Consider the following 26,035-nt stretch of genomic DNA (forward strand, 5'->3'; position numbering starts at 1 on the left):
TTGTCCTAATCCGGACCAGAATTCGCAGCCACGTTAACCATATCGATCCGACCCGATGAGGCCCGCCATGTCACAAGCCACCACATGCATCGTCGCTTGCCTCGCATACGGGGCAGAGCCCGAATTGTCATTTCCCGAGATCGTAAGCGCTTTCGGCGATGTTCTCGACGCACACAGCATGCAGCAGCGCTCGATCAGCTTCGATGCGGACGATATCGCGCTCATCGACCTGGACATGATGCGCATCGCGCTTGGCTGGTACCGGCCCGAGACAGCCGACCAATCCTGGTATCTCGCGATCGCGGTCGGCCCCTCGCCCCACTCACACCGCCCCACCATACCGCGCCGCTTTAGCGAACGGCTGGCCCAAAGCGTCATCGACCGGATCAACACCGATTTGCCATTCGACGCGGTATTGTGGAGCGATACCACACCGCCGCTGGACGTCGACAAGATGGACCAGATCCTTGATGCGCTTGGCGGCGTGGCCTCGATGCCGAGTGACCCGCACAGCTCGGGCGCACAGGAAATCAGATCGGTCATGGCGGGTGCCAAAGAAAGCGCTCGAATGGCTGGCGGATCTCCCGAAGATTATATCCACGTCGGCGAAGTGCAGGACACCACGCCGTACCACGACGCCGAAGAGCCGGGCGAAGACAAGAAGACCGCCCGCCGCCTCTTTGCCGAAGTTTATGTAGAAGAGCCCGAGGGATGCTCTTTGCAAATGTATCTGACGGTGTACACGCTTGGCACAACGCTGTTGCTGATGACACCGCCGGTTGGCGCGGCCATGTTGGCCTACACGGTGCTGCGCGACCTTCAGAGCGAAGCCCCCAAGCCCCTGCGTTTTTGGAAAAAGGCGGCGTAACCCTCCGCCGCCATTCCAGATGTGGGCGCTCAGATGCGTTGACGTGGCACCCCCCTCGCCCGTCAACGCATCAGGGCCTTTAGGTCGGGTTTCCAAGCTCAAAACGGCTGTGCAAACGTGGGCCACGACCGGGTCAGAGACCTGCCTACCCCCGCCGCATTCCCCGCCTGTCCAGGACATAGGTATGGATCGAGAACACCACGGCGTTGCTCCGGGGTAGCCGCACAAGGCACTGACGCTCAGAGCGCAAGTATCGCGCCTCGGCGCGCGCGCGCCCGGACGGCTCGGACGGCTCGGAATGCCCCTCGGATCGCGGTTGGTGCAGTGACGGATCGTCATACCCCAAGACATTGAACCGCCACAGCGGCCGGCCCGGGCGCACCCCGTCCAGCAGCCGCTGCACCCGGCGGGCAAGGCTTGCATCATATACGTCCACCGGCTTGTGGATCGCCAGCATCGGCCGCATGAATTTCTCGGACAAGCGCCAGCTTGCCGGAAAACACAGAACGGCGCCGGTCAACAGGTGCTCTTCATAACCCGAACGGCGCTCCATCAGGCAAAGATCTTCCTGTACCAAATGGCCAACGCTGCGCATGGGATCGCCATAGTCGATATCGACAGACGCACCATCCGGCCGGCGCACGGCATTTTCCGACACCTCGAAATCATCGCGCGCGCGCAAATGCTCAAGAACCGTTTCCAGCAGTTCATCCGCCGCAGGGCGCGCCAAGGCGTCCAGCGCCAGCACCTCGCCGGGCTTCTCGCCCAAGATACGCGTCCGCTCGGCCATCTGCGGGCCATAGGCATCGTCGACCAGTAACCACTCCTTTTGGTCAAGCGGCGCAATCCCGGGCAATCGGGGCGCCGCAGCGGGGTCATAGGGGATGTCTTGCTGTAATATGATGGGCATCGCACGGACATCGCCCAAATCGATGAAACAGGCAAGTGCCCGCTGTAGCCGCCCCGCACGCACAATCCCTCACTGTGGCGTGATGCGGCGCACATGGCGCTTGCAGCCTACCCCACCTGCCACCATCCTTGGATACGTACCGCAGCAGCAGCACATGTCAAAGGACACCCCATGACCACCGAACGCGTCACATTCCCCGGGCATGACGGACAGGACCTTGCCGCGCGCCTCGACTGCCCCGATGGCCCCTTGTTGGGGACGGTGCTGTTTGCGCATTGCTTCACCTGCTCCAAGGACATCCCCGCCGCCCGCCGAATCGCGGGGCGCCTCGCGGCTATGGGCTTGGCGGTGCTGCGGTTCGATTTCACGGGATTGGGCCACTCGGACGGCGAGTTCGCCAATACCACCTTTACCTCCAACGTCGACGACCTGGTTTGCGCCGCCCGCTACCTGGCGAATCGCGACATGGCGCCCGGGATGCTCATAGGCCACAGCCTTGGCGGCGCGGCGGTCTTGCGCGCGGCAAAACACATCGACAGCGTCCGCGCCGTCACCACCATCGGCGCGCCGTTCGATCCGGCCCATGTCACGCACAACTTCAAGGGTGCACTCGACACGATCGCGCGCGAGGGCTCTGCCGAAGTGGACCTGGGCGGCCGCCCCTTCCGCATCACGCGCGGGTTTGTCGAAGATGTCTCCGCCGCGAACCTGGCCCCCGCCATTCGCGACCTGAACGCGGCCCTTCTCGTGATGCACGCCCCGCGCGATACCCAAGTGGGCATCGACAACGCGAGCGAGATTTTCAAGGCCGCGCGTCACCCCAAAAGCTTTGTCACGCTGGACGACGCCGACCACCTGATCACCAAGCCGCGCGATGCCGAATATGCCGCCGAAGTGATCGCCGCATGGTCGGGCCGTTACCTTGACCTGCGGCCGCCCGCGCCGCCCCCCGGCGCCCCGGAAGGGATCGTTCGCGTCTCCGAGGCGGACGCCGACGGCTTCTTGCAAGACGTCAACGCCGGACCCGAACACCACGTTCTGGCGGACGAGCCCGAGGCCTATGGCGGCACCAACCGGGGCATGTCGCCCTATGGCTTCCTGTCGGCCGGATTGGGCGCCTGCACCTCGATGACCATCCGCATGTACGCCCGGCGAAAGGGCTGGCCGCTTAGCCACGTGCACGTGGATGTGTGCCACGACAAGATGCACGCGCAGGACGCGTCGGGCGGCGAAAAGATCGACGGCTTCATACGCGAGATATACCTTGAGGGCGACCTGACCGACGATCAACGCCAGAAGCTGCGCGAGATCGCCAACAAGTGCCCGGTTCACCGCACGCTTGAGCGCGCCTCAAAGATAACCACGCGGCTGGCAGATCAGGGGTGACGCACGCCGGCACCTTGATTTCGCCGTCGGGCCATGCGTCACTGCCACCATGCGTGAAAGGCACGGTTGACGATGACGGACTTACCGATCGGGGAATATTTGCAGGGGTGGAATCCCGCCGCGCCGCCCACAGGCGCGCGCCTTACCGGGCGCACCGCATCGCTGCGCCGCCTCACAAGCGATGACGCGCGCCCCCTCTTTGCCCGGCTCCACTCCGCGAAGGCCCCGCAAGATTGGCTCTACATGCCCGTCGGCCCGTTCACGAGCGAGGCGGTGTTCACCGATTGGTGCGCCTCCGTCGCGGCAGCGGATGATCCGCTTTTCTACGCGATGGTTGCGGGCGAAAACGACACGCCGTTCGGCTTTTGCAGCCTTATGAACATCAAGCCCGAGGGCGGCTCGATCGAGATCGGCTTTGTCATGGTTGCCCCGCAGTACCAGAAATCCACCGCATTCACCGAAGCGATGTACCTGATGGCCAGGCATGCCTTTGATCTTGGCTATCGACGGTATGAATGGAAATGCGATGCGCTGAACCACAGATCCCGCCGCGCGGCGCATCGCCTCGGCTTTAGCTACGAGGGGCTGTTCCGGCAGGCCGTGGTCATAAAAGGGCGCAACCGAGATACCAAGTGGTTCTCGATCATCGATTCCGAGTGGCCTGAACTGGACAAGCTCTATGCCCGGTGGCTCGATCCTTTGAATTTCGATGAGCACGGGCAGCAAAAGCTATCCCTGTCACGCCTGACAGCCCCCCATATCGTCCAACGCGACCCGGATTTACCCCCCGAATGAGGAAAATGCCGCGTAATGGCGGGCCACGATGCGTCTGAGGCATGTCACCAATGCGCGGAATCAAGGCCGCAGGCCGCCGCGCAGCGCCCACCCGGCGGTCGCGCACCGCACGGCTCCTCACCCGGTTGCCCAAGGGCCTCAAATGCAAAGGGCCGCCCACTCGGGGCGACCCTCCTTCAATTCATCGACGCTCTCGGCGTTCAGCTACGTGCGCGCGCAACCAGCTTCCACACCATCGGCAGCAGCGCGGCAGCCAGCGCCAGCTTCAGCGCATCACCGATCAGGAACGGCGTCAGGCCCCACTGCAGAATCGGCTTGTCCCAGCCGTACAGCATCCCGAGCCAGATCAGCCCCGGCACATAGATCAACACGTTGCCCGCCAGCATCGCCAGCGCCATGCGCCCGGTCGTGCGATCCCAGCCGGCCTTGGCGAACCAACCAAGCGCCAGCGTCGCCAGCACATAGCCCACCAAGTAACCCCCGGTGCCGCCCATCATGTAGGTCAGCCCCGATGCCTCGGCGCCCGAGCCGGCAAACACGTCGAACCCAAGCGCGCCGATGATCATGTAGCCCATGATCGTCACAAGGCCCAAACGCGGGCCATAGGCCGCCCCAAGCGTCAAAACGGCAAAGGTCCCCATGGTGATCGGGACGGGCCACATCGGCACCTTGATCTTGGCCGCGATCGCCAGGGCCGCAATCCCGAGACAGACCAACGCCGCCTGCTTGAGCCATTGCTGCGCCCCCTCGCGCGGCGCGATGGCATCGGCCAGAACCGTGTTTGTCACTGCTGTTGTCATATCGTTATCTCCCGGTTGACGCGCCTTGGCGCTATAGCTCAGTTCCGGGGTTTCTGCCCCATTACCCCCTTTTTTGCAAGCATCAGGCGTCCGCGCAGCGGAATTAAACATATCTTGAATACATGATATATGCCTTGTGCGGACCCTCCACGCGCCACCGCGCCGACCATTCGGGCCAGTGGGAAAAATCATAGCGCACGGCATAGCTATCAGGGTCGCACCAGTGCCTGTCACCGCTGTCGCCGGCATTGGGATCAAAGCGATGAAACGGGCGCCCGTCGTCGAACTGCACATCTATCGTACCTGCGTTTCCAGGCCTCCACAGGTAGCGCCGCGTCGCGGCAAACTCCCCCTGCCCCGGAACATGAAGCGTCCCTACTTCGCACAATAGAAGCGCGCCATCGGCTTGCGCCTTGAATCGGGCCTGCCCACAAAACCGGGCCTCCTGACCGCTGTCGTGAACGATGCGGCGCGTCAGGCGCCACTCTCCTATGAAATCGCTCAAGGCAATCATGTAGTCCTCCGCTCCCCGCGGTCAGCCTAGCCGCCCCGCGCCCTTGCCGCCACCTCGCACGAGCGATAAGAGGGCGCAACTCCTCTTGAACAAGGTCCTACTGCCCATGATCCCCCGTTATTCCCGCCCCGAGATGGTTGCCATCTGGTCGCCAGAAACCAAGTTCCGCATCTGGTACGAAATCGAGGCGCACGCCTGCGACGCGCAGGCCGATCTGGGCGTGATCCCGCGCGAAAACGCCGACGCGGTGTGGAAGGCCAAGGATGTGGATTTCGACGTTGCCCGCATCGACGAGATCGAGGCCGTCACCAAGCACGACGTCATTGCCTTCCTCACGCACCTTGCCGAACACGTGGGCAGCGACCAGGCGCGCTTTGTCCACCAGGGCATGACCAGCTCGGACGTGCTGGACACCTGCCTGAACGTGCAACTGGTCCGCGCCGCGGACATCCTTCTGGCCGACATGGATGCGCTGCTCGACGCCCTCAAGCGCCGCGCGTTCGAGCACAAGGACACCGTCCGCATCGGCCGCAGCCACGGCATTCATGCCGAACCGACAACCATGGGCCTGACCTTCGCGCGCTTCTACGCCGAAATGGCGCGCGGGCGCGAGCGGCTGGTCAATGCGCGCGCGGAAATCGCCACCGGCGCGATCTCGGGCGCAGTGGGGACATTCGCAAATATCGACCCGGCCGTCGAGGAACACGTTTGCAAGCAGATGGGCCTGACGCCCGAACCGATCAGTACGCAAGTCATTCCGCGCGACCGCCATGCCATGTTCTTTGCGACACTGGGCGTCATTGCCTCCTCGATAGAGAACATCGCGATCGAAGTGCGCCACATGCAGCGCACCGAGGTCCTGGAGGGCGAGGAGTTCTTTTCCAAAGGCCAAAAGGGCTCGTCCGCGATGCCGCACAAGCGCAACCCGGTGCTGAGCGAGAACCTGACCGGCCTTGCACGGCTTGTCCGCATGTCCGTCACTCCCGCGCTTGAAAACGTGGCGCTCTGGCACGAGCGCGACATCTCGCACTCCTCGGTCGAGCGGATGATCGGCCCCGACACCACCGTGACATTGGATTTCGCACTGGCGCGGCTCACCGGGTTGGTCGACAAACTGGTCATCTACCCCGATCACATGCTCGACAATCTCCACAAGTTCCGCGGGCTGGTGATGAGCCAACGCGTCCTGCTGGCCCTGACACAGGTCGGCGTCAGCCGCGAAGACGCATACCGCCTGGTACAGCGCAACGCGATGAAGGTCTGGGAACAGGGGCGCGACTTCAAGACCGAGCTGCTCGCCGACCCCGAAGTCACCGCCGCACTCACCCCCGCGCAGATCGAGGAAAAATTCGACCTCGGTTACCACACCAAGCACGTGGACACGATTTTCCAAAGAGTGTTCGGCGAAAGCTGATCGCCCCTTGAGGCGCCGAATATCACCCTCCCGCCACCTTGGGGGGGGCGATAGCACACCGGCCGCCAAATCGACGGTCCGGCACGCGACGAAATCGGAAATGTCCCATTGAGACGCTCCCTCACTGGGCTGCCGAAAGAAAATATTCATTCCTTTGACGCTACCTTGGGCCATCGAGCTTAGAGAGCAGCATGAATGAATTGACCCGTTTCACTCCTCCCATGAACGGCAACAGCCCCGCCCGGCAATCGCTCTCTCTTCGGCAGAAGGCCGCAATCATCGTGCGCTACCTTCTGAACGAGGGGGCAGATGTCGAGCTTGCCGCCTTGTCCGATGAATTACAGGCCGAATTGACGCGGCAGATGGGCCATATGTGCCATGTTGATCGTGAGACACTCGCGCAAGTCGTCGGCGAGTTCGCGCAAGAGCTTGAGGGGATCGGCCTGTCATTTCCGCGCGGCATCGCCGCCGCGCTCAGTGACCTGGACGGCCGAATCAGCGCCCAGGCCGCCGCGCATCTGCGGCGCTCTGCGGGTATTCACCAAGATGATCCATGGTCCCGCATAAAGGGCATCGACAACGACACGCTGCTGCCCCTGATCAACGCCGAGTCCACCGAAGTGGGCGCTGTCATCCTGTCCAAGCTGGACGTTGCGCGTGCCGCAAACCTGCTTGCCATGATGCCCGGCGCGCAAGCACGGCGCATAACCTGCGCAATGTCGCGGACCAGCGCCGTCACGCCGGATGCCGTGCTCAGGATCGGACAATCCATTGTCGCGCAGATCGACGATGTCCCGCCCCGGGCGTTTTCGTCCCCGCCCGCCGATCGCCTCGGCGCGATCCTGAACCTGTCGCCCTCGGCCACACGCGATGAACTGCTGTCGGGGCTCGATGATGACGATGCCGAATTCGCCAAGAACGTACGCGCGGCGATCTTCACATTCGCAAGCATACCGGCCCGGCTGGGCGCACGCGACGTTCCAATCCTTGCGCGCGAACTGGACCAGGGGCGCCTTGTCACCGCCCTCAGCTTCGCCAGCGCCGCCGACGCGAACGCCGCCGAAGCCGCCGAGTTCATCCTGAACGCCTTGCCGGGACGAATGGCAAATACCCTGCGCGAGGAAATGGATGAGACCGGCACGATCCGCCCCGACGTTGGCGAGGAAGCCATGAACACCGTTGCGGCCACGATCAGGGATCTTGCCACCCAGGGCCAGATCGAATTGCTCGACGTGGATGACACCCCGACCTAACGCTTTGTAATAAAAGACACATCATTGAAAAAGGGCACACCGAGAGGTCCGCGCCCGCCCTGGGGGCGGGGTCGGGCGCGAACCGGATCGCAAGGGATCCGGGGGGAAAATGTGAATGATGTGCATTTTGGTTTCGGGGCTTATCGCAGGCGCCGTGCCGCCAGAATTTCGCCCGGGCCCTTCCGCTGAACGATGATCGCGGCCGGGCGCGCGCCTTTTAGCTCTGCCGTGGCGTTGAAAGGCTGCTTCATGTCCCACTCGCCCAGCAGGGACCAGTTGGTCACGATATTGGTATATGTCATCGTGCGGCCGGCATTCTCGCCCTTGGTAATCTTCACCGTCTCACTGGGCTCATAGCGTATCACCTGCACCAGCGCCGCGCCGTTCAACGACGGGTCGCTCACCCGCGCACTGATCCGCAGCTTACCAACCCCCGTGCGCTCCACGCGTAGCGCGATCAAGGCCGGGTCGCTTGCGTGGCTGGTAATCAGGTCGCGCACGTTCTGCGGCTGTGTGCCAACGACATGCTGCGCCCCCTGAACAATCATCTGGGGCGTATAGATCGACCTCCGTCCACCCGCGCTCGCATAAGCCTTTTGCCGCCTTGTGTGCGCCGGGTCGCCGAAACTGTCTTTCCAGCCGATGTAATCCCAATAATCGACATGCAGCGCCAGCGCCAAAACACCCTCACGCTTGGCCAACTCGGCCAGAAGTGCATCCGCGGGCGGACAAGACGAGCAACCTTGCGATGTAAACAGCTCCACCACGACCGGGCCGCGATCCGCATCGCCCTGCGCCGCGGCCGCACCGGCCCCAAGCCCCAAGATCAATGCACCCGCAGTTGCCCACGCTTTCAGGCCTCGCATTCTCGCATCACTCCATTACAGTCTATGCCTCGCACACTAGGCGCAACATGCCCGGAAGGCCAATCAACGTTTTGCGATCCGGCTGTCGCACTCGCTGATCTGGACTTTTAGTGTGCAATGGTATACATTCTGGGCGCATCCCCCTTGATCGCAGCCTGCGCATCGGGCAGAAGCACGTCAGCGAACCCCTTTCATACCTGCCAGAGGGAGGCCACGAGATGCCTATCACAGTCGGAACAGATACCACCGGAACGCGCAAGACGCTGACGGTCGGAGACCAATCGGTCGCCTACTACTCGATCCCTGCCGCACAAGCGGCCGGTCTGGGCGATTTCACCCGCCTCCCCGCTGCGCTCAAGGTTGTGCTGGAAAACATGCTTCGGTTTGAGGATGGCGGCCGCACCGTGTCGGTGGACGACATCAAGGCCTTCGGGGAATGGGCCACCAATGACGGCCGCAACCCGCGCGAGATCGCCTATCGCCCCGCCCGCGTTCTCATGCAGGACTTCACCGGGGTTCCGGCGGTGGTTGACCTTGCCGCGATGCGTGACGGCATCAAGGCCCTTGGCGGCAACGCGCAAAAGATCAACCCGCTCAACCCCGTGGACCTGGTCATTGACCACAGCGTGATGATCGACGAGTTCGGCAATCCCCGCGCGTTCCAAATGAACGTCGACCGCGAATACGAGCGGAACATGGAACGCTACCAGTTCCTGAAATGGGGTCAGGGCGCATTCAACAACTTCCGCGTCGTGCCGCCGGGCACCGGCATTTGCCACCAGGTCAACCTCGAATACCTGGCGAAAACCGTGTGGTCGGACGAGGATCAGCACGGCGAAACAGTCGCCTACCCCGACACGCTGGTGGGCACGGACAGCCACACCACCATGATCAACGGTCTTGCCGTTCTGGGCTGGGGTGTCGGCGGCATCGAAGCCGAGGCCGCGATGCTGGGACAGCCGATCTCGATGCTCATCCCCGAGGTTGTCGGGTTCGAGCTGACCGGCGCCATGGTCGAAGGCACCACCGGCACGGACCTGGTGCTCAAGGTCGTGGAACTGCTGCGCAAAAAGGGCGTAGTCGGCAAGTTCGTCGAATTCTACGGCGACGGCCTCGATCACTTGCCGCTGGCGGATCGCGCCACCATCGCCAACATGGCCCCCGAATATGGCGCGACATGTGGCTTCTTCCCGGTGGACGACGAAACGCTGAGGTATCTTGAGCAAACCGGCCGCGACAAGGATGGCATTGCCCTTGTCGAAGCTTATGCCAAGGAAAACGGCCTCTGGCGCGACAGCGCGTACAACCCCGTTTATACCGACACGCTGAGCCTGGATATGGGCGATGTCGTGCCCGCGATCTCGGGGCCGAAACGTCCGCAGGACCATACCCCGCTCACCGATGCCTCCAACAGCTTTTTCAACGTCGTGGCCGAGTACCGCGGCGAAGACGAAGGCACCGCCGCATGCGACATGGCCTCCGAGGGGCCGGCCCCCGACGCGATGATCGACCCGCGCAAATCGGCCAAGGTTGAGGGCGAAGATTATGAGCTGCGCGACGGCTCGGTCGTGATCGCCTCGATCACCTCCTGCACCAACACGTCAAACCCCTACGTGATGATCGGCGCGGGCCTTGTCGCCCGCAAAGCGCGCGAATTGGGCCTGACCCGCAAGCCCTGGGTCAAGACCTCGCTCGCGCCCGGCTCGCAAGTGGTGTCCGACTACCTCGAGGCGGCAAACTTGCAGGAAGACCTGGATGCCATCGGCTTCAACCTCGTGGGCTATGGCTGCACTACGTGCATCGGTAACTCCGGCCCGCTTCAGCCCGAGATTTCCAAGGCGATCCACGACAACGACCTGATCGCCACATCCGTCCTGTCGGGCAACCGCAACTTCGAGGGCCGTATCAGCCCCGATGTGCGCGCGAACTACCTCGCCAGCCCGCCGCTGGTTGTCGTCTACGCACTCGCCGGGGACATGAACATCGACCTGACAAGCGAGCCGATCGGCAAGGACAAGGATGGCAATGACGTCTACATGCAGGACATCTGGCCCACCCTTGAAGAGATCAAGGAGTTGGTGGATCGCACCGTCACGCGCGAGGCGTTCCAGTCGAAATATGCCGACGTGTTCAAGGGCGACGACAAGTGGCAGTCGGTCGAAACCACAACCGGCGAAACCTACAACTGGCCGCCCGAAAGCACTTACGTGCAGAACCCGCCCTATTTCCAGGGCATGAGCACCGAGCCGGGCAGCATCTCGGACGTCAAGGGCGCGCGCATCCTGGCGGTGTTGGGCGATATGGTCACCACCGACCACATCAGCCCCGCAGGTGCCTTCAAGGAAAGCACCCCCGCCGGCCAGTACCTCAAGGAACGCCAGGTGCCCGTGCGCGAGTTCAACTCCTACGGCTCGCGCCGCGGCAACCACGAGGTCATGATGCGCGGCACCTTCGCCAACATCCGCATCCGCAACGAGATGCTGGACGGTGTAGAAGGCGGCTACACCAAGGGCCCCGATGGCGAGCAAACCTCGATCTATGACGCGGCCATGGCCTATCAGGATCAGGGCACGCCGCTGGTCGTGTTCGGTGGTGAGCTCTATGGCGCGGGCTCAAGCCGCGACTGGGCCGCCAAGGGCACCGCCCTTCTGGGCGTCAAGGCCGTGATCGCGGAAAGCTTCGAGCGCATTCACCGCTCGAACCTCGTTGGCATGGGCGTGATCCCGTTCGAGTTCACCGGCGGCGACACGCGCAAGACACTGGGCCTGACCGGCAATGAGACGGTTTCGATCACCGGGCTTGAGGGCGATTTCAAGCCAATGTCCGAGGTGCCCTGCACCATCACCTACGAGGACGGCACCGAAAAGACGATCCAGTTGAAGTGCCGCATCGATACCGGCGTCGAGAAGGAATATGTCGAGAACGGCGGCGTGCTGCACTACGTTCTGCGCAACCTGGCGCGCTCGGCCTGATCAAGGGCACCGCGCAAGTCAAAGCCCCGGTCGATGCGGCCGGGGCTTTACCGTGAACGGTGCTCGCTTGGGCGAAACTCCGTGTGATCACGAAACCATGGCGCGTAGAGGCTATGCGGGACCAAAGTGGGCGTTCGGGTCTATTCTGGACGCGGTTAAGCTGACCTTGGGCGGACGGGTGAGGAGCCGCGCAGTGCCCGGCCGCCGGGTGGGCGCTGCAACGATTGTGTTGCGTGCTTTATGCTAGCCAAATACTTCTTCGTTATCAGTAGCTTGAAGCGCTCGCAAAAGCGCCCGCCCGAGGGGGCGGTCGGGCGCTGCGCGGCGGCGCGCAAGCGCGCCTCTATTCCGCGCATTGGGCCAAGCCTCAACGGCAGCAACAGGCCATACGTTGCCAATACCGTGCCAACCTGGTCCGTCACAAAGGGCTCGGAACGGTCGTTGTCACTACGAGCGTCGGGATCGGCTGTCTGCACCACTTACCGCAACCTGCACCGCAATGATGTTACTCAAGCGTCTCCATCGCGGGGCGCAGCTTGTTGTCAATGACGCGCTGCGTGATGGGCCCCGCGTGCCGCAGCACGATACGCCCCTCGCCGTCGATCAGGTAGGTTTCCGGCACACCGTACACCCCCCAGTTTATCCCCATCTTGCCATCGGCGTCCGCGCCAATGGCGGCAAACGGGTTGCCCAGCTCTTCCAGAAAGCCAAGCGCGTCGTTCGGCTTGTCCTTGTAGTTGACGCCGTAGATCGTCACGCCGTCAGCGGCCAGCTTCTCAAGATTGGGATGCTCGGCCCGGCAAGGTACACACCACGACGCCCAAAAGTTGACCAATCGCGCCTCGCCGCTGCGCAGATCGTCGTCCCCGAAAACCGGAGCCTGCCCAAGAGGTATCACCTCGACCGCAGGCGCCGGCTGACCGGTGAGCGCCGATGGCAGCTCATCAGGGTTCTCGCGCGCCATGCCCACCCAGAAAATCGCGGCTATTGCCGCAAAGATCAAAGGCGGCGCCAGCATCATCGGCCTAATCCGCATGGTTGCGACCCCTTTTCTCGGTGCTTTCCAGGTCCCGCTTCACCCGCCGAGCGCGCACGACGCTGGCGATGACCAACACCGCAAGCAGTGCAATCGAAATCGCGTAGGACGACAGGACCGCCTCCGCGTATTTGCCCAGATCCGGCATCATCAACCCAACCTCTCTCTAACCAGCAGCGCGCGCATTCGCCTTGCCCTGATCTCGGTTTGCGTCCTGAGAAATACAAGGGCGATGAACAGAAGCACGAACCCCGCGATGCACAACAACAACGGGAAATAAAACACGTCCGCCACGTTCTCTTCCTTGTCCAGCGACAGCGACGCCCCCTGATGCAGCCCTTGGTTCCAGAAATTGACCGCGTAGCGCGACAACACGGCAAACACCGACCCGACCAGGCACAGAACACTGGTCAGATCGGCGGCGGTATCGTCATTTTCGATCGCGGCCCAAAGCGCCATGTAGCCCAGGTAAAACAGGAACAGGATCAAAAACGAAGTCAGCCGCGGATCCCACGCCCACCATGTGCCCCACATCGGCTGCCCCCATATGGCGCCGGTGACCAGCGCGATCACCGTCATCGTCGCCCCCACAGGCGCCGCCGCCCGCGCCGCCAGCGCGCTGACGTGGTGCCGCCGAACGATCCAGATCAGCGACGCCGCCAGCATCATGATCCACCCGTTGATCGCCATCAACGCGCTTGGCACGTGCAGGTAGATGATCTTGACGGTCGATCCCTGCCGGTAATCCTCGGGGGTGAAAAAGAACCCCCAGACAAGACCGACAATCAGCGCCACCAGCGCCGCGCCCGCGATCCATGGCAAGACCCGGTCGGTCGTCTGAATGAACTTCCGCGGATTTGCATATTGCCAGATCGACGCCATGTCTTGTCTCCCTCTTGGTGCGCCCACGCGGGCGCATTCATCCTTAGCGCAGATTTACCCTGAGCACAGCCGCCGATGCGAAGGGCAAAAGGGCGATCACCCCGAAACTGATCCCTGCCTGCATCATCATCGCCGTTTTCATATCCAACCCCAACGCCCCGCGCCGCGCCATCTCGGCCCCGAAAATCAACGTCGGAACGTAAAGCGGCAGCACCAGCAACGACAACAGCAACCCACCCCGCTTGATCCCCACCGTCAGCGCCGCGCCGAACGTGCCGATCACGCTAAGCGCCGGCGTCCCCAGGAACAGCGACAGAACCAGCGGCACATACCCCGCCTGCGGAAGGCTGAGCAGTAGCGCGAAGACCGGCGTCGCCACGATCAACGGCAAGCCCGTGGTAAGCCAATGCGCCAACGCCTTGATGCTGACAAGCGCCTCCATCGGCACCGGCGAGGTCGCCAGCAGATCAAGCGATCCATCCTCCCAATCCAGCGCGAATATCCTGTCCAGCGACAACAAACACGCCAGCAACGCCCCCAGCCACAGGATCCCCGGTGCGATCTCCGACAAAAGCGCATTCTCCGGCCCCACGCTGAACGGGACCAGCGTGACAACGATCAGGAAAAACGCAAGGCCAAGGCCAAACCCGCCGCCAGCCCGCACCGCCAGCCGCAAATCCCGTGTCAACAATGCGATCACAAGAACGCTCCATCAAAATCATCGGGGTCCGGCGCCTTGGCCTTGAATGTGCCCATTTCCAGAACGCGCGCCTCGCTCAATCCCAGGTCGATATGCGTCGCCATCAAGGCCAATCCCCCGCCAGCCAGATGCGCGCGAACCGCCTGCGCGAATAGCGCAACCGCCTCCGTGTCCAACGACACCGTCGGCTCGTCCAGAACCCAAACCGGTCGCCCGGTCACGACCATCCGCGCCAGCCCCAAGCGCCGTTTCTGCCCCGCCGACAGCCCCCCGGCCACTCGGTCTGCCAGCGCGGTCAGGTGGAACGCCTCCAACGCCGGCGCGATGTCGCCCGTGGCAAACACGTCCGCCCAGAACCCAAGGTTTTCGCGCACCGAAAGCGTGCTCTTGATCCCATCGGCGTGCGCGGCATAGGCCATCGCCTCGCGCTCCAGCCCGATATGCCCGCGCAGCGGCGGCTGCAGCCCCGCCACCGTGCGCAGCAGCGTCGTCTTGCCAATCCCGTTGGGCCCGCGCAGGATCAGCGCCTCGCCGCTCGCGATGCAAAAGGTGACGCCCTCAAGCACCGGCACGCCGCCGCGCGTCACGCTCAGATCCTGAACCGATAATTCCATGCCGATGATTTATCCTATTGCACCCGCATGCGAAAGTCGCGGATCGGTCCCCATGCGCGACATTTACGCCGCTGCCCGCCAGTCACAAAAGGCTCCCCTGCTCGGGCGGCGTATCGTCCGATCGCTTGGCCTTGCGCGCCGGGGCACGCCCCCCGATCCGCATACGCCCATCCGCGAATTGCAGCTCCAGCATGCTGGCCTTTTCCGCCGAGGCCTTGCGCGTTTGCACCTGTCCGTCGCCCCACACCACCACGTACCCGCGCGCCAATGTCGCCTCGTAGCCAAGGGTTTCGCGCAGCCGCTCGGTCGCATCCAGCCGCTTGCGCCAATCCTCGGCCTGCCGCTGCGCGGCCGCGTGAAAGCGGCGGCTGATCTTGTCCAGATCGGTGTTGCGCCGCCTCAGATCGGCCCTGAGCGCATGCAGGTTCATGCGCGCGGCCGTATCCCGCAGGCGCCGCGCATCCGATTGCACAGCACGGCGCAAAAGCCCCGGCCGCAACCCGCCCGCGCTGTCGGACAAACGCACGCGGCGCAACTGCACCGACCGCACCAACGCCGCCGGCAACCTGTCCGCCCAAGTATCAAGCCGCTGGCGCGGCCCGTCCAGCAACCGCTCGGCGCGCGGCATGGCCCGCGACAGATCGCGCAGGCGCTGCCCCCGTTGGCTGACCAGCCCCGTCAAGGCACGAACCAGGCGCGAGGATTGCCCGTCCACCCACGCCAGCAAATCCATCCGCACCGGCACCGCGATTTCCGCCGCCGCCGATGGCGTCGGGGCCCGGCGGTCCGAGACGAAATCAATCAGCGTCGTGTCGGTCTCATGCCCTACCGCCGAGATCAAAGGGATCTCCGACGCGAACGCCGCGCGCGCCACCTCTTCTTCGTTGAAGCCCCATAAATCCTCGATCGATCCGCCACCCCGCGCCACGATCAACACATCGGGCCGCGGCACCGCGCCGCCGGGCGTAAGCGCGTTGAACCCGCGAATCGCACGGACCACCTCGGGGGCACAGGCGGCCCCCTGCACGGCAACCGGCCAGATCAGCACCTTGCGCGGAAACCGCTCGCGCAGGCGGTGCAGGATATCGCGGATCACCGCCCCCGAGGGCGATGTCACCACCCCGATCACATCGGGCAGGAACGGCAGTTCTCGTTTGTGCGCATCCTCGAAAAGGCCCTCTGCGGCCAGCTTCTTCTTGCGCTTCTCAAGCATCGCCATCAGGGCACCCTGCCCGGCTGGCTGAATATCCTCGATCACGATCTGGTACTTGGATTGCCCGCCAAAGGTCGTGATGCGGCCGGTCGCGATCACCTCCATGCCCTCTTCCGGCTGCGTCGTCAGGCGCGCGGCGACCCCCTTCCAGATGACCCCGGCAATGACCGACCGATCATCCTTCAGATCAAGGTAAAGATGCCCCGATCGCGGCCGCGCCACGCGCCCAATCTCACCGCGCAGGCGGACATGGCCGAACTCCCCTTCGATCACGCGCTTGATCGCCCCGGATAGCTCGGTCACGCTGAATTCCGGGGCGTTGTCGCCTTTCGCGTCGTCTTCAATCAGGTCTGACATGGGCAGGTCCTTCGTGGTTCCACCGTCTGGCGCTTGTGTCCCGATGCCCGCCACCTTAGAACGCCCCTGATCGAAGTCCAAGCGGGAGAGCGCAATGAACATCCTGATCCTCGGTGGCGGCGGGCGCGAACACGCGCTGGCCTGGGCTGTGATGCAAAACCCCAAATGCGACAAGCTGATCGTGGCGCCGGGGAACGCGGGCATAGCCGAGATCGCCGATTGCGCCACCCTGGATATCGAAAACGGGGCCGCCGTTGTTGCCTTTTGCGAGGAAAACGCAATCGAGTTCGTGATCATCGGCCCAGAGGCGCCGCTGGCCGCCGGGGTGGCCGACCGACTGCGCGATGCGGGCCTTCTGGTGTTCGGCCCCGATGCCGCAGCGGCGCGGCTTGAGGCCTCCAAGGCGTTCACCAAGGAAATCTGCGACGCGACCGGCGCCCCGACGGCGGCTTATGCGCGCTTTACCGACGCGGCAGCGGCGCGCGACTACATCAACACCCAAGGCGCGCCCATCGTGGTCAAGGCCGATGGGCTGGCGGCTGGCAAAGGGGTGATCGTTGCCGAAACCGTCGATCAGGCGCTCGAAGCCATCGACGACATGTTCGGCGGCGAATTTGGCGAAGCCGGCGCCGAGGTCGTGATCGAGGAATTCATGCAGGGCGAAGAGGCGTCATTCTTCGTCCTGGTGGATGGCGAGGACGTCCTGCCAATCGGCACCGCCCAGGATCACAAGCGCGTCGGCGAGGGCGACACCGGCCCCAACACCGGCGGCATGGGCGCCTATTCGCCCGCGCCGATCCTGACCGACGCGGTCGCGCAAGAGGCCCTTGACCGCATCATTCGCCCCACCGTGGCCGAACTGGCCCGGCGCGGCACCCCCTATCGCGGCGTTCTCTACGCGGGGTTGATGATTCAAAACGGCAAGCCGCGGCTGGTGGAATACAACGTGCGCTTCGGCGATCCCGAGGCGCAGGTGCTCATGCTCAGAATGGGCGCGCAGGCGCTTGATCTGATGCAAGCCGCCGCCGCCGGACAGCTGGCCGAGTGCCGGGTCAACTGGGCCGACGATCACGCGATGACCGTGGTCATGGCCGCAGACGGGTATCCCGGGGCGTATGAGAAGGGTAGCGTGATCAACGGCCTCGAGGATCTGCCCGAGACCAGCAACGAGATCTGCTTTCACGCGAGAACCAGCCGCCGCGACGGCCGTTTTGTTGCCTCCGGCGGGCGGGTCCTGAACGTGACGGCGCGCGGCGAAAGCCTGTCGCAGGCGCGCGAGCGGGTCTATGACATGATCGACCGCATCGATTGGCCCGAAGGGTTCTGCCGCCGCGATATCGGCTGGCGCGCGCTTTGAGGGCCGGAACCGGCAATGCGCCGCCCCCTGCGCCCCAAAGCCAGGCACCTCAAGGGCAACTCACCGCGGAATTCAGGCTACCGGGGCCGGTATAGGGTCCAATCTCGCGCGTTCTGATACGGCCATCGCGCAGCGTGCTCACCGTGACCGCGGACCAATCCGCGCTGGCCGTGACCATCTCGGGCGCGCCGCCGCAATGACGAATGCCACCGGGGATGACCTCCCACCCGATACGGTGGTTGGTCAGCCCTTCGCGATCCGCCACATGTGTCAACGCCCCGCCAGCAAAGCGCCAGACACGCAGGCGTTTTGCCAAATGGGGGCGGTCGATATAGGCGATCTCAACCGCGCCGTCGCCATCCAGATCGGCAATCCCCACCGGCGCCAGCCAGCGGTTGCGCCGGCCAATCGGCGGGGTGGCGATGCGGTTTAGCCTGCCATCTTGCAGCCTGTAGACGGTAAGCGCCGCGCCGCGCGCAACGCTGCTTTCCACCACCACGATCTCGGGCACCGCATCGTGATCAAGATCGGCAAGGCGCGGCGCGACATCCTCGAACACGCGGGTTTCAGGTAGCGTCACGCAAATCCGCTCACCCTTTTGGAGCAGGCAAAGCCGCCCCCATTCGGGCAAATCTCCCATGATACCGTGCCCATAGCGGTGCGTCGGCGCCTCGAACCGGGCCCCCGTCGAACCAAGCCATGTCTCCGACGCCTGCGCCGCCCCGGGCAGCAGCATGAGCGCAAGCCACACGCCCATCACCGCCGACAGAAGACGCGGCGCCACCATTGCTCAGATCTGCTTTTCGGGCATCTGCACAACCAGACCATCAAGCGCATCGCTCACCTTGATCTGGCAGGTCAGGCGCGAGCGCTCGGGGTCCGGCTCATACGCAAAATCAAGCATGTCCTCTTCCATGTCATCGCGCGCGGGCAATTTCTCGACCCAATCGGGATGCACGTAGACGTGGCAGGTGGAACAGGCGCAGGCGCCGCCGCAATCCGCCTCGATCCCGGGGATGTTGTTATCGCGCGCGCCCTCCATCACGGTCAGGCCATTAGCCACGTCAACGACGTGTTCGGTGCCGTTATGCTCGATATAGGTGATCTTTGCCATTTCGCCGCTTTCCTATGCTGAATCTCTGCCCTACTTAGTCAAGCAAACCGCGTCATTCCAGCCCCATTACCACCGCGCACCGCCCGCGTCCCCGGCGCAATATCGACAAGTTGCGGTATCCGGGCGGCACCACGCTTTCCCGAACCGGCAAAACCGGGTAGAACCAATGCAACGCCCGCAGAGAGGCCCGAGCAGATGGTACGCCCCGTTTCCATGATCGTTATGGCCAGCGTTGGCTTGGCTGGCTGCGTGCAACCCTCGTCGACCGGGGAGTCCCAGGCACGAACCGAACTGATCCGCCAGACCCAGACCGCCCCGCCGGGCGCGCCCGATGGCACCTGCTGGGGCAAGACCGTGACGCCCGCCCGGGTCGAAACGGTGACAGAGCAAGTCATGGTGCAACCACCGCAGGTCATGACCGATGGCACCGTGCTCGAGCCGGCGATATACCGCACGGAGACCCGCACCAAGATAACACGTGAGCGTAGCGAAACCTGGTTCGAGACGCTCTGCGCGCCCGACCTGACGCCAGAGCTGATCGCGTCGGTGCAGCGCGCGCTGAAGGTACGCGGACACTATCGCGGAGAGGCACATGGCCGCATGGATGCCCGCACCCGCACCGCCATCCGCCGATTTCAAAAGGCAAATGGCCTGGATACCGACATCCTGACCCTGCAAACCGCGCGCACGCTTGGCCTGGCGCCCGTGCAAAGGCCCGGCGCAGAGGAATAGACCTCCGTGGAAATGGGCGCCCTGTGCGAATTAGCGCCCAGCAGGGCGCCGCGCGTCGACGCGCGGCCCCTCAGCTGTCGCTCAAGACCACGAACTACAAAGGGCTGGCCCAACCAAGGCCAGCCCCTTCCAATGCACAAACTCGCGGCAATCGCAGTTATTCAACCACCGACAGCGCCACAAAGCGCGGCTCGCCCGCGCGGCGCACGAGCAGGAGCAGCGATTTGCGCCCCGCTTCGCGCGCGGCTTCGATCCGGTCCTGGAAATCATCGATGCGCGTCAGGGTTTGCTGGCCCGCCTCGGTGATAAGATCCCCGGCGCGCAAGCCCTTTTCATACGCCTCCGACGCCTGATCAACATCCATCACGACCAGCCCGTTGGCCCTGTCGCCAAGCTCCAGCTTCTGGCGCAGCTCCTCGGTGAGCACGCTAAGCTTGAGGCCCATGATGGTGGCCTGACCCGGCTCGTCCATCGGCTGCGCGGCCGGCACCGCTGCGGCTTCGGCCTCTTCGCGGCGCCCAAGCGTCACCTTCAGGGTCTTCGTCGCGCCATCGCGATAGATCACAACGCGCACGGTTTTCCCGACCTCGGTGTTGCCAACGACGCGCACCAACTCGCGTGTGTCAGTCACCTCGCGCCCGTCGAAGGACAAGATGACATCGCCTTGCTTCATGCCCGCCTCGGCGGCCGGGCCTTCAGGCACGTCGGTCACCAACGCACCGCGCGTGTCATCCATCTCCATCGCCTCGGCGACATCGTCGCTGACGTCCTGAATACGAACCCCAAGCCAGCCACGGCGGGTTTCGCCGTATTCCTTGAGCTGGTCGATCACGCGGCTGACCACGTTGGACGCCATCGAAAAGCCGATCCCGATCGAGCCGCCATTCGGCGACAGGATCGCGGTGTTCACGCCGACGACCTTGCCATTCATGTTGAACAGCGGACCGCCCGAGTTGCCGCGGTTAATGGCGGCGTCGGTCTGGATATAGTCGTCGTACGTCCCCGACAGCGCCCGGTTGCGCGCGGACACGATCCCCGCGCTCACGGAAAAGCCCTGCCCCAACGGGTTGCCCACGGCCAGCACCCAATCGCCAACGCGGGCGGTGTCGCTATCGGCAAAGCTGACGAACGGAAGCGCCTTGTCGGCATCGACCTTCAGCAGCGCGATATCGGTTTTCGGGTCCGTCCCGACAACCGTCGCATCAAGCGACTCGCCCTCGAAAAACTCGACAAGGATCTCATCCGCGCCATCGATCACGTGGTTGTTCGTGACGATATAGCCATCCTCAGAAACCACGAACCCGGAGCCCAGCGCCGACCGGCGGCGCGGCCGCCCCTCAGGGTTATTGCGATCTTGAAACTGGCGGAAGAACTCCTCGAACGGGCTGCCCTCGGGCACGATGGCCCCCGGCCCGGATCGCTCCGCGACCATGGTTGAGGTGGTGATGTTGACAACCGAAGGGCTTACCTTGTCGGCGAGATCGGAAAAGCTATCGGGCCGGGCGGCTGCCGGCATCGCCATGGCAAGCGTTACGATCAGGCCCATCAGCATGATCCAGTAGGGCCGCAACGTGGTCATGACCTCTGCGCGCGACACTGCACTTCTTTGTTGTCTCACGGCGTGTTCTCCTCTCGTTGATACTCAAGATGCCCGGTGACGCCCCCGATTCATCCCTTTAGGTTCATGTAGGAAGATACCGCACCCATTGCAAAGATGCGCCGCCTTATTCTCACGTGGCTGTTACCACGACAGGCGGCGGACCGCCGGGCGTCTAAAGTGATTTTGCGGCCCACACCATGATCACCCCGATCGCCAGCGCACCAAGCCCAAGGTTACGCCGCGTCGCGACAGGAAGAGCACGCAGCGCTTCGAGCAATTGCTCAACAAGTGAAGGGGCCAGCGCGTACACCAGCCCCTCCACAATCAATACCAGGCCAAGGGCCAAGAGCGTCGTTTCGATCACTGCGACGCGTTCGCCGAGCGCAAGTAGTCGAAGAACTCGCTATCGGGGGTCATTACCATGGACGAGTTATCCCCTTGCAACGCTTTCTCGTAGGCCTCAAGCGAACGGTAGAACGCGAAGAACTCTTCATCGTTTCCATACGCCTCGGCCAGAACGGCATTCCTGCGTGCGTCGGCCTCACCGCGGATCACCTGCGCTTCGCGCTCGGCTTCGGACAGGGTTTCCGTCACCGTACGATCCGCCTGCGCGCGCACACGCTGCGCCGCTTCCTTACCGCGGGCGATCTCGTCCGCGGCTTCGCGTTCACGCTCGGCCCGCATCCGCGAGAATGTCGCGTCAAGGTTCTGCGTCGGCAGGTTGGTTTGCTTCAACCGCACGTCAACCACGTCCAGCCCCAGACCTTGCGCGCTCGTGCGCGACTGATCACGAATCCGGTTCATCAAATTCCGGCGATCTTCGGACAGGATGGTGTCGGATGTCACCTGATCGGCACCCAGAACCTCACGGATCTGGGCGTTCAGGACCGATGAAAGCCGATCTTCCGCAGCCCGCAGGCCACCAACGCCAACCGCCTGGCGGAACTGCACCACGTCGGCGATGCGGTAGCGCGCAAAGGCGTCCACGACAAGGCGGCGGTCGTCCGACGGCGTCACTTCGATCGTGTCGGTATCCAGCGACAGAATGCGGGCATCGTAACGCACCACCTCCTGAATAAGCGGAATCTTGAACGACAGGCCCGGTTCTTCCTTGACCGACTTGATCTGACCGAATTGCAGGACCAGCGCCTTTTCCCGTTCGTCCACGACAAAGACCGACGATAGCCCGGCTATCACGAGGATCACGACGAGCGGCAATATGAGTGTTGTCTTGCGCATGGTCTTAGTTCCCCTGCTCGGTGGTGGTCGTCGCGCGGTTGCGGCGCATCTCGTTCAGCGGAAGGTATGGCACGATCCCGTCGCCACCTCCCTCGCCGCCCAGAACGGACTTGTCGAGGATTGTCTTGTCAACAGAGCCAAGTACACGCTCCATCGTTTCCAGGTAAAGCCGCTTGCGCGTCACCTCGGGAGCCTTGCTGAATTCCTCCAGAACCGAGTTGAAGCGACTTGCATCACCAAGCGCCTGGTTGACGACCTGCGCGCGATACCCTTCGGCATCTTGCAGAACCTGAGCCGCATTACCGCGGGCTTCGGCCAAGACACGGTTGGCATAGGCATCTGCCCGACGTTGCAAACGGTCACGCTCTTGCTCAGCGGCCTGCACCTCGCGGAAGCTGTCGATCACCTCGTTCGGCGGGTCGGCCTTGTCCAAGTTTACACGCACCACGGTGATGCCGCTTTCATAGTCATTAAGCGTCGTCTGGATATCTTGCATGGTCGTATCTGCGATCAGGCCGCGATCGCGGTTAAGAATCGGACCCAGAGTGCTAGCCGCGATGATCTCACGCATCACCGATTCGGACACCGCCTGAACCGTCAGTTGCGGATCGCGGATGTTGAACAACAGTTTCGCCGGGTCGTTGATGTTCCAGACGACCTGGAACTCGATATCCACGATATTCGCGTCCGTCGTCAGCATCAGGCCGTCCCCGGTCCCGCTGCGCTGCCCGATGTTCTCGGTTCGCTCGGACGTGACGTTGACCACTTCCGCCGTCACCAACGGCCAGGGCGCGAAATTCAGGCCCGGGTTGCCGATCGACGAGAACTCGCCAAGAAACAGCTCAACGGACTGTTCTTCGGGTTTGACGGTGTAAAAGCTCGCGAACGCCCACAAGCCCACGGCCACCAGCGCCGCCAGGCCAAAGGTGCCGCGGTTGAAACCGGGGCCCCCTCCGCCACCGGGGCCGCCGCCGCGGCCATCGCCGCCGCGCCCGCCCATGAGGACGCGCAATTGCTCTTGCCCCTTTTTCATCAGATCGTCGATTTCCGGGATTTGTGGCCCCTCGCCCTGCGGCGGGCGGCGTCCTCCGCCTTGCGGCGGACGGCGGTCATCGTCTCCGCCACGGTTTCCGCCACCGCCGCCCCATGGGCCGCCTGAATTACCAGCCATATGCGAATCTTCCCCTGTTGGTGTTCACGTTTCGCTTCTCCTCATAACCTGTGCAGATCGTGGCAGATTTCAACCCGTTCTAACAGGCGCTTTCATTGTAACGATTTCCTCGGCCATGGTGGGATGCACCGCGACGGTGCGATCGAAGTCCTCTTTCGTGGCCCCCATCTTTACGGCGATGCCGGCCAGTTGGATCATCTCGCCCGCGCCGGGTGCTACGATGTGACAGCCCAGCACCTTGCGGCTTTCCCGGCTGACGATCAGCTTCATCAACACCCGGTCACTGCGCCCGGCAAAGGCCTGCTGCATCGGCTTGAACGAGGTGCAATAAACCTCGACCGGCTCTTGCTCGCGCGCCTCTTCTTCCGACAGGCCGATGGTGCCCATCTCGGGCTGCGTGAAAATCGCGGTCGGGATCAGGTCGTGATCGACCGGCGTCGGGTTGCCGTTGAACACCGTCTCGACGAACGCCATGCCCTCGCGGATCGCCACCGGCGTAAGGTTGACGCGGTCGGTCACATCGCCGATGGCATGGATCGACGGCACCGAGGATTGTGAATAGGCATCCACCACCACCTCGCCGTTGCGGCCCAGCTCCACGCCGACATCCTGCAACCCCATATCGCGCGTATTCGGCGCGCGGCCGGTGGCGAACATGACCTGATCGAACTCGCGCTCGTCGCCATTCGTGGACTTGACCCAGACGCTGCCCGACGCCTCGTCGCGCTTCATCTCAAGCACGTTGGTCCCAAGGTGCAACTCCACGCCCTTTTGCTGCATTTCCTCGGCGACAAGGCCGCGCGCCTCGTCATCGAACCCGCGCAGCACCTGCGCGCCGCGGTAATATTGCGTCACCTCCACACCCAAGCCATTGAGGATGCAGGCAAACTCGCACGCGATATAGCCGCCGCCGACGACCAGCATCCGCTTAGGCAGATGATCGAGGTGAAATACCTCGTTCGACGTGATCGCCAGTTCCTCGCCCGCGATACCGGGTTTGACGGGCCATCCCCCCATAGCCAGCAAGATGTGCCGCGCGCTCTTGCGCGTGCCGTCCGATAGCTCAATCGTGTGCGCATCGGCCACGCGCACGCGCATGTCAAAGGTTTCAACGCCGCTACCGGCCAACAGCTTGCGATACACGCCCTCCAGCCGGTCCAGCTCGGCATGCAGCTTGCCCCGGAAGGTGGGCCAATCAAACGATCCCGGGCTGATATCCCAGCCGAACGCGCGCGCATCCTCGACGATATCGACGAACTCGCTGGCGAAAACCATCAGCTTCTTGGGCACGCATCCGCGGATCACGCAGGTCCCGCCATAGCGGCTCTCTTCGGCCAATGCCACGTGCGCGCCCCCTTGCGCGGCCACACGCGCCGCGCGCACCCCGCCAGAGCCGCCACCGATAACGAAAAGATCATAGTCGAATGCCATTGCCTTGCTTGCCTTCAGTCGTTCAAATCCGTGAACAGGTTGTCGTTCTCAACGAAATCGAGGCGGTCCTTTTCCACGGTCCCGTCATTGATATCGCGCGTCTCGACCCGGCCATCGCCATAGCCGATCACGACCGCGTCACAGATATCGATGAACAAGCCGTTTTCAACGACCCCCGGCATCTGGTTGAGCACCATCGCCAACTGCCGCGCATTGCCAATGCGATTGAGGTGCAGGTCCAGGATATGATTTCCCTCGTCCGTGACGTAAGGGTGATCGCTATTCATCCGCAGCGTCACATCGCGCCCCAGCACGTCCATCGACACCAGCAACTCCTCGATCAGCGACTTCGTCGTCTGCCAGCCAAACGGGATAACCTCAACCGGAAGTGGAAACGCGCCCAGCGTCTCGACCTCCTTGCCGATATCGGCAATGACGACCATCTGGTCGCTGGCCGTGGCAACGATCTTTTCTTGCAAAAGCGCGCCGCCGCCGCCCTTGATCAGGTTCAGATCCCCGTCGATTTCGTCCGCGCCATCTATCGTAAGGTCCAGCCACTTCGCCTCGTCCAGGCTGATCACCTCAATGCCCACATCGCGCGCCAGCGCGGCCGTGCGCGTCGAGGTAGGCACGCCCTTGATCCTCAGGCCGTCCTCGCGCACCAGCTCGCCCAAACAGCGTACCATCCACGCCGCCGTGCTGCCGGTTCCAAGACCAACGCGCATTCCATCCTCGACGAAATCGACCGACCGCTTGGCGGCGACGAACTTGGCCTTGTCGATGGGTGACAGTTCTCCGGACATGGGGCGGC

26 protein-coding genes are annotated in these 26,035 nt (G+C 63.4%); 8 read left to right on the forward strand and 18 right to left on the reverse strand.

Annotated elements, in window-relative coordinates; translation table 11 throughout:
• Positions 1-67 precede the first annotated feature (67 nt).
• A complete protein-coding gene (locus tag G568_RS0100380) occupies positions 68-868 on the forward strand; it encodes a hypothetical protein (RefSeq protein WP_026756174.1) in 801 nt (266 codons plus the stop codon).
• A gap of 145 nt (positions 869-1,013) precedes the next feature.
• On the opposite strand, the gene G568_RS0100385 is transcribed toward G568_RS0100380, so the two are convergent.
• A complete protein-coding gene (locus G568_RS0100385) occupies positions 1,014-1,778 on the reverse strand; it encodes a heme-dependent oxidative N-demethylase family protein (RefSeq protein WP_026756175.1) in 765 nt (254 codons plus the stop codon).
• Positions 1,779-1,949: 171 nt separating this feature from the next.
• Between G568_RS0100385 and G568_RS0100390 the strand changes: the two genes are divergently transcribed.
• Both G568_RS0100390 and G568_RS0100395 read left to right on the forward strand, forming a co-directional pair.
• Positions 1,950-3,164 carry a bifunctional alpha/beta hydrolase/OsmC family protein gene (locus G568_RS0100390; RefSeq protein ID WP_026756176.1) on the forward strand — a complete coding sequence of 405 codons (1,215 nt, stop codon included), beginning with the start codon at positions 1,950-1,952 and terminating at the stop codon, positions 3,162-3,164.
• 72 nt (positions 3,165-3,236) lie between these two features.
• Positions 3,237-3,959, forward strand: a complete 723-nt coding sequence (locus G568_RS0100395; protein ID WP_026756177.1) for a GNAT family N-acetyltransferase — start codon at positions 3,237-3,239, stop codon at positions 3,957-3,959.
• 200 nt (positions 3,960-4,159) lie between these two features.
• Here G568_RS0100395 and G568_RS0100400 read toward each other — a convergent pair whose 3' ends face one another.
• The gene (locus G568_RS0100400; protein ID WP_026756178.1) at positions 4,160-4,759 is read right to left on the reverse strand and encodes a biotin transporter BioY; all 600 of its coding nucleotides are present in this window, start codon (positions 4,757-4,759) and stop codon (positions 4,160-4,162) included.
• Positions 4,760-4,862: 103 nt separating this feature from the next.
• On the reverse strand, positions 4,863-5,273 hold the full coding sequence (locus tag G568_RS0100405; RefSeq protein WP_026756179.1) for a DUF6314 family protein: 411 nt from the start codon (positions 5,271-5,273) through the stop codon (positions 4,863-4,865).
• Between the two features lie 106 nt (positions 5,274-5,379).
• On the opposite strand from G568_RS0100405, the gene purB reads away from it, so the two are divergent.
• Positions 5,380-6,687, forward strand: coding sequence for an adenylosuccinate lyase (gene purB / locus G568_RS0100410; RefSeq protein WP_026756180.1), 1,308 nt, complete (start codon positions 5,380-5,382; stop codon positions 6,685-6,687).
• Positions 6,688-6,908: 221 nt separating this feature from the next.
• Entirely contained in the window at positions 6,909-7,940 is a 1,032-nt protein-coding gene (locus tag G568_RS0100415; protein WP_037373428.1) for a FliG C-terminal domain-containing protein, read from the forward strand.
• Between the two features lie 140 nt (positions 7,941-8,080).
• Here G568_RS0100415 and G568_RS0100420 read toward each other — a convergent pair whose 3' ends face one another.
• Positions 8,081-8,806: a DUF1223 domain-containing protein gene (locus G568_RS0100420; protein ID WP_026756182.1), complete on the reverse strand. Its 726-nt coding sequence runs from the start codon at positions 8,804-8,806 to the stop codon at positions 8,081-8,083.
• A 218-nt stretch (positions 8,807-9,024) separates the two neighbouring features.
• Between G568_RS0100420 and acnA the strand changes: the two genes are divergently transcribed.
• Positions 9,025-11,778, forward strand: a complete 2,754-nt coding sequence (gene acnA / locus G568_RS0100425; protein WP_026756183.1) for an aconitate hydratase AcnA — start codon at positions 9,025-9,027, stop codon at positions 11,776-11,778.
• Positions 11,779-12,283: 505 nt separating this feature from the next.
• Here acnA and G568_RS0100430 read toward each other — a convergent pair.
• The 6 genes from G568_RS0100430 to xseA all read right to left on the reverse strand — a co-directional run bounded on the left by G568_RS0100430 (position 12,284) and on the right by xseA (position 16,580).
• A complete protein-coding gene (locus G568_RS0100430) occupies positions 12,284-12,814 on the reverse strand; it encodes a DsbE family thiol:disulfide interchange protein (RefSeq protein ID WP_245582849.1) in 531 nt (176 codons plus the stop codon).
• Positions 12,804-12,965, reverse strand: coding sequence for a heme exporter protein CcmD (gene ccmD / locus G568_RS19865; RefSeq protein WP_084627294.1), 162 nt, complete (start codon positions 12,963-12,965; stop codon positions 12,804-12,806). Before ccmD ends, G568_RS0100430 begins: the two co-directional genes overlap by 11 nt.
• Positions 12,965-13,696, reverse strand: coding sequence for a heme ABC transporter permease (locus G568_RS0100440; RefSeq protein ID WP_026756185.1), 732 nt, complete (start codon positions 13,694-13,696; stop codon positions 12,965-12,967). Before G568_RS0100440 ends, ccmD begins: the two co-directional genes overlap by 1 nt.
• A gap of 43 nt (positions 13,697-13,739) precedes the next feature.
• On the reverse strand, positions 13,740-14,396 hold the full coding sequence (gene ccmB / locus G568_RS0100445) for a heme exporter protein CcmB (protein ID WP_026756186.1): 657 nt from the start codon (positions 14,394-14,396) through the stop codon (positions 13,740-13,742).
• Entirely contained in the window at positions 14,393-15,010 is a 618-nt protein-coding gene (ccmA, locus tag G568_RS0100450; protein ID WP_026756187.1) for a heme ABC exporter ATP-binding protein CcmA, read from the reverse strand. Before ccmA ends, ccmB begins: the two co-directional genes overlap by 4 nt.
• 82 nt (positions 15,011-15,092) lie before the next feature.
• Entirely contained in the window at positions 15,093-16,580 is a 1,488-nt protein-coding gene (xseA, locus tag G568_RS0100455) for an exodeoxyribonuclease VII large subunit (RefSeq protein ID WP_026756188.1), read from the reverse strand.
• A 94-nt stretch (positions 16,581-16,674) separates the two neighbouring features.
• Here xseA and purD point away from each other — a divergent pair, with 94 nt between their 5' ends.
• Positions 16,675-17,937: a phosphoribosylamine--glycine ligase gene (purD, locus tag G568_RS0100460; RefSeq protein ID WP_026756189.1), complete on the forward strand. Its 1,263-nt coding sequence runs from the start codon at positions 16,675-16,677 to the stop codon at positions 17,935-17,937.
• 49 nt (positions 17,938-17,986) lie between these two features.
• On the opposite strand, the gene G568_RS0100465 is transcribed toward purD, so the two are convergent.
• A complete protein-coding gene (locus G568_RS0100465) occupies positions 17,987-18,724 on the reverse strand; it encodes an FG-GAP repeat domain-containing protein (RefSeq protein ID WP_051202556.1) in 738 nt (245 codons plus the stop codon).
• A 3-nt stretch (positions 18,725-18,727) separates the two neighbouring features.
• Positions 18,728-19,051 carry a 2Fe-2S iron-sulfur cluster-binding protein gene (locus G568_RS0100470; protein ID WP_026756191.1) on the reverse strand — a complete coding sequence of 108 codons (324 nt, stop codon included), beginning with the start codon at positions 19,049-19,051 and terminating at the stop codon, positions 18,728-18,730.
• Between the two features lie 195 nt (positions 19,052-19,246).
• Between G568_RS0100470 and G568_RS17910 the strand changes: the two genes are divergently transcribed.
• Complete coding sequence (locus tag G568_RS17910; protein WP_037373431.1) at positions 19,247-19,783, forward strand: peptidoglycan-binding domain-containing protein; 537 nt, start codon at positions 19,247-19,249, stop codon at positions 19,781-19,783.
• A 157-nt stretch (positions 19,784-19,940) separates the two neighbouring features.
• On the opposite strand, the gene G568_RS0100480 is transcribed toward G568_RS17910, so the two are convergent.
• From G568_RS0100480 to rpiA, 6 genes are all read right to left on the reverse strand, one after another.
• Positions 19,941-21,362 carry a Do family serine endopeptidase gene (locus G568_RS0100480; RefSeq protein WP_037373433.1) on the reverse strand — a complete coding sequence of 474 codons (1,422 nt, stop codon included), beginning with the start codon at positions 21,360-21,362 and terminating at the stop codon, positions 19,941-19,943.
• A gap of 193 nt (positions 21,363-21,555) precedes the next feature.
• Positions 21,556-21,747 (reverse strand): DUF2065 domain-containing protein, encoded by a 192-nt coding sequence (locus G568_RS0100485; RefSeq protein ID WP_026756193.1) that lies wholly within the window; start codon positions 21,745-21,747, stop codon positions 21,556-21,558.
• Positions 21,744-22,622: a protease modulator HflC gene (hflC, locus tag G568_RS0100490; RefSeq protein WP_026756194.1), complete on the reverse strand. Its 879-nt coding sequence runs from the start codon at positions 22,620-22,622 to the stop codon at positions 21,744-21,746. The genes G568_RS0100485 and hflC overlap by 4 nt, the downstream gene beginning before the upstream one ends.
• Positions 22,623-22,626: 4 nt before the next feature.
• Positions 22,627-23,793, reverse strand: a complete 1,167-nt coding sequence (gene hflK / locus G568_RS0100495; protein WP_026756195.1) for an FtsH protease activity modulator HflK — start codon at positions 23,791-23,793, stop codon at positions 22,627-22,629.
• 69 nt (positions 23,794-23,862) lie between these two features.
• The gene (gene gor, locus G568_RS0100500; protein ID WP_026756196.1) at positions 23,863-25,224 is read right to left on the reverse strand and encodes a glutathione-disulfide reductase; all 1,362 of its coding nucleotides are present in this window, start codon (positions 25,222-25,224) and stop codon (positions 23,863-23,865) included.
• 14 nt (positions 25,225-25,238) lie between these two features.
• A complete protein-coding gene (gene rpiA, locus G568_RS0100505) occupies positions 25,239-26,027 on the reverse strand; it encodes a ribose-5-phosphate isomerase RpiA (RefSeq protein WP_026756197.1) in 789 nt (262 codons plus the stop codon).
• Positions 26,028-26,035: the final 8 nt, after the last annotated feature.

It is taken from the genome of Sediminimonas qiaohouensis DSM 21189, assembly GCF_000423645.1.
GTDB lineage: Bacteria > Pseudomonadota > Alphaproteobacteria > Rhodobacterales > Rhodobacteraceae > Sediminimonas > Sediminimonas qiaohouensis.

What these genes read in the sequence shown, in the direction of transcription:
- gor (WP_026756196.1), bottom strand. Translation starts at nt 25,224, where the DNA reads ATGGCATTCGACTATGATCTTTTCGTTATCGGTGGCGGCTCTGGCGGG.
- G568_RS0100480 (WP_037373433.1), bottom strand. Translation starts at nt 21,362, where the DNA reads ATGACCACGTTGCGGCCCTACTGGATCATGCTGATGGGCCTGATCGTA.
- G568_RS0100385 (WP_026756175.1), bottom strand. Translation starts at nt 1,778, where the DNA reads ATGCCCATCATATTACAGCAAGACATCCCCTATGACCCCGCTGCGGCG.
- G568_RS0100420 (WP_026756182.1), bottom strand. Translation starts at nt 8,806, where the DNA reads ATGCGAGGCCTGAAAGCGTGGGCAACTGCGGGTGCATTGATCTTGGGG.
- G568_RS0100405 (WP_026756179.1), bottom strand. Translation starts at nt 5,273, where the DNA reads ATGATTGCCTTGAGCGATTTCATAGGAGAGTGGCGCCTGACGCGCCGC.
- acnA (WP_026756183.1), top strand. Translation starts at nt 9,025, where the DNA reads ATGCCTATCACAGTCGGAACAGATACCACCGGAACGCGCAAGACGCTG.
- hflK (WP_026756195.1), bottom strand. Translation starts at nt 23,793, where the DNA reads ATGGCTGGTAATTCAGGCGGCCCATGGGGCGGCGGTGGCGGAAACCGT.
- G568_RS17910 (WP_037373431.1), top strand. Translation starts at nt 19,247, where the DNA reads ATGGTACGCCCCGTTTCCATGATCGTTATGGCCAGCGTTGGCTTGGCT.
- purB (WP_026756180.1), top strand. Translation starts at nt 5,380, where the DNA reads ATGATCCCCCGTTATTCCCGCCCCGAGATGGTTGCCATCTGGTCGCCA.
- G568_RS0100380 (WP_026756174.1), top strand. Translation starts at nt 68, where the DNA reads ATGTCACAAGCCACCACATGCATCGTCGCTTGCCTCGCATACGGGGCA.
- xseA (WP_026756188.1), bottom strand. Translation starts at nt 16,580, where the DNA reads ATGTCAGACCTGATTGAAGACGACGCGAAAGGCGACAACGCCCCGGAA.
- G568_RS0100415 (WP_037373428.1), top strand. Translation starts at nt 6,909, where the DNA reads ATGAACGGCAACAGCCCCGCCCGGCAATCGCTCTCTCTTCGGCAGAAG.
- G568_RS0100465 (WP_051202556.1), bottom strand. Translation starts at nt 18,724, where the DNA reads ATGGTGGCGCCGCGTCTTCTGTCGGCGGTGATGGGCGTGTGGCTTGCG.
- purD (WP_026756189.1), top strand. Translation starts at nt 16,675, where the DNA reads ATGAACATCCTGATCCTCGGTGGCGGCGGGCGCGAACACGCGCTGGCC.
- ccmD (WP_084627294.1), bottom strand. Translation starts at nt 12,965, where the DNA reads ATGATGCCGGATCTGGGCAAATACGCGGAGGCGGTCCTGTCGTCCTAC.
- G568_RS0100440 (WP_026756185.1), bottom strand. Translation starts at nt 13,696, where the DNA reads ATGGCGTCGATCTGGCAATATGCAAATCCGCGGAAGTTCATTCAGACG.
- G568_RS0100400 (WP_026756178.1), bottom strand. Translation starts at nt 4,759, where the DNA reads ATGACAACAGCAGTGACAAACACGGTTCTGGCCGATGCCATCGCGCCG.
- G568_RS0100430 (WP_245582849.1), bottom strand. Translation starts at nt 12,814, where the DNA reads ATGCGGATTAGGCCGATGATGCTGGCGCCGCCTTTGATCTTTGCGGCA.
- ccmA (WP_026756187.1), bottom strand. Translation starts at nt 15,010, where the DNA reads ATGGAATTATCGGTTCAGGATCTGAGCGTGACGCGCGGCGGCGTGCCG.
- G568_RS0100470 (WP_026756191.1), bottom strand. Translation starts at nt 19,051, where the DNA reads ATGGCAAAGATCACCTATATCGAGCATAACGGCACCGAACACGTCGTT.
- G568_RS0100390 (WP_026756176.1), top strand. Translation starts at nt 1,950, where the DNA reads ATGACCACCGAACGCGTCACATTCCCCGGGCATGACGGACAGGACCTT.
- rpiA (WP_026756197.1), bottom strand. Translation starts at nt 26,027, where the DNA reads ATGTCCGGAGAACTGTCACCCATCGACAAGGCCAAGTTCGTCGCCGCC.
- hflC (WP_026756194.1), bottom strand. Translation starts at nt 22,622, where the DNA reads ATGCGCAAGACAACACTCATATTGCCGCTCGTCGTGATCCTCGTGATA.
- G568_RS0100395 (WP_026756177.1), top strand. Translation starts at nt 3,237, where the DNA reads ATGACGGACTTACCGATCGGGGAATATTTGCAGGGGTGGAATCCCGCC.